Here is a 1,889-nt window from a genome sequence, read left to right as displayed (position 1 = left end):
GATGTCACGAAGCATTTTACTCGCAGATGCAAATGAAGAAAGTATTCAGGCAAAACTAGAAGAAGGTGTGTTGACGATTAAGGTGCCGAAAAAGGAACAGGTCGACACTTCAAAACGCATCATGATTGAGTAAAAAAGACGGTGCATTAGCACACTGACAGAACATTACGTCGGTGTGCTAATGTTATTTAATGAATAAAATTAAGCAATTGACTGGCATTTATTATCGCATATATTAATGTAAGAGAATATTGGAAAGGACCTTGATTATTGCAACGTGGCTGATGAGATTTACCGCCTTCGCGAAATAAAACAAAACATTCTTGCACAGAATGTAGAGGCAAGGTAAAAAGGAGCGTATTGCAAAAATATTGGGTTTTTGAACAAGAAGTCAATGAAGGTACAAGAATATGATTAGCTATAAATGTCAAGCTAGAAATGTAACTTTTTGATCATTTAAGAATGTAGTTTTTTAATCTTCTTCTTGTCTAAAATGATCTTTTAATCTATATGACTTTCCATTAATTGTAACGACGTGAGCATGGTGCAAAACTCTATCTAAAATAGCATTAGCTATAACAGGATCATAAAAAATATCATCCCAAGAGTTAAAATTTATGTTGGTAGTTAATATGGTACTTTTCTTCTCATATCTCATATCGATTAATTGGAAAAATAATTTTGAATCTTCTTTATCTATGGGTAAATATCCCAATTCATCAATAATAAGAAGTTTATATTTGCTAAAGTGTTTAAGTCTAGCATCTAATCTATTCTCTAGATTTGCTCGCTTTAGCTGTTGCAATAAATCATTGCACTTAATGAAATAAGTGCTGTAACGTCGCTTCGCAGCCGCGATTCCAATAGAAGTCGCCAGATGTGTTTTACCAACTCCACTAGAACCTAAAAATACAATATTTTCTTTAGATTCTAAAAATCGTAGTGTCAAGAAATCTAATATTTGATCTTTATTAATTTCAGGTTGAAAATTAAAGTCAAATTCTTTAATTTCTTTTTGATGTGGAAACGCTCCAACCTTAACCATAGATTTAATCATGTTTGCTTCTTTATAGTCAATTTCATGAGCTGTAAGCTTAATAAGAGCATCAACAAAAGACAGATTATTCTTTGTTGTAAAATCAATAACTTCGTCCAAATGAGTAATCATTTGCTTCATCTTCAAATATTCTAAATTATTTATGAGTTGTGTATATGTACTATTCATTTTGATATAGTTCTCCTATCATTTTTAAATTATTTCTAGCTATTTCTATCATTTCATATGAATTTTTATTAAATGTTAAAGCACTGATTTCAGTATAATGATCAGCATGATAATTTAACTTCTGATTTTGTATTCTATGAATAGTAACTAAATTTGTGCTATAATACAAATGTAGTTGATCATCATAAACTTGAAGTTTTAGTTTTTTGCCTATGTATTCTGGTGGTACAGAATACAGGTTTGATTTATATGAAATCATGCTTTGGCTATTTACTTTAACATTTGTGGTGATTATTTTGTAGTGATTCCTTATCTGGTCTTTAGGCAGTTCAGATAAGGAATCTTTCTCTTTTTCTAAATGCAATATAGGTATTTTACCAGTTGATGTATGACATGTACTATTAATTCTATTGTTTAAATCAGAAACCAGCTTATGCAGACCTTCATAATCTAAGGTTCCATTATATGCTCTTATTTCATCCAATAATTTCATAGGTGTAAATGTTAATATGAAAGTGCATAAAAGTTCCAACATCAAAATGTAGGAATTTATGCACTTTTTATGTTATCTTTTTTCAATATATAATTGTAGGGAATTACCAAAGAGGTAGGTGCAATTATGAGAGAGGATATACATAATAAATTAAAAGAATTTACAAGAGAG

At 29.9% G+C, this 1,889-nt stretch carries 1 protein-coding gene and 1 pseudogene; both read right to left on the bottom strand.

The window, feature by feature from the left end; genetic code table 11:
• Nucleotides 1–472 precede the first annotated feature (472 nt).
• Nucleotides 473–1,225, bottom strand: a complete 753-nt coding sequence (gene istB / locus AAT22_RS13835) for an IS21-like element helper ATPase IstB (protein ID WP_047001662.1) — start codon at nt 1,223–1,225, stop codon at nt 473–475.
• Nucleotides 1,218–1,721 (bottom strand): annotated as a pseudogene (locus tag AAT22_RS13830) (IS21 family transposase); the annotation flags it as partial. The pseudogene AAT22_RS13830 and the gene istB, both read right to left, overlap by 8 nt.
• Between the last annotated feature and the right edge of the window lie 168 nt (nt 1,722–1,889).

This window comes from Clostridium sp. C8, assembly GCF_001010885.1.
In the GTDB taxonomy this organism is placed as follows: domain Bacteria; phylum Bacillota; class Clostridia; order Clostridiales; family Clostridiaceae; genus Clostridium; species Clostridium sartagoforme.
Note: the sequence above shows the minus strand (reverse complement) of the source record. Positions and strands in the feature narration are given on the sequence as shown.

Excerpts from the sequence above, each read along its gene's own strand:
- istB (WP_047001662.1), bottom strand. The coding sequence starts at position 1,225 with ATGAATAGTACATATACACAACTCATAAATAATTTAGAATATTTGAAG.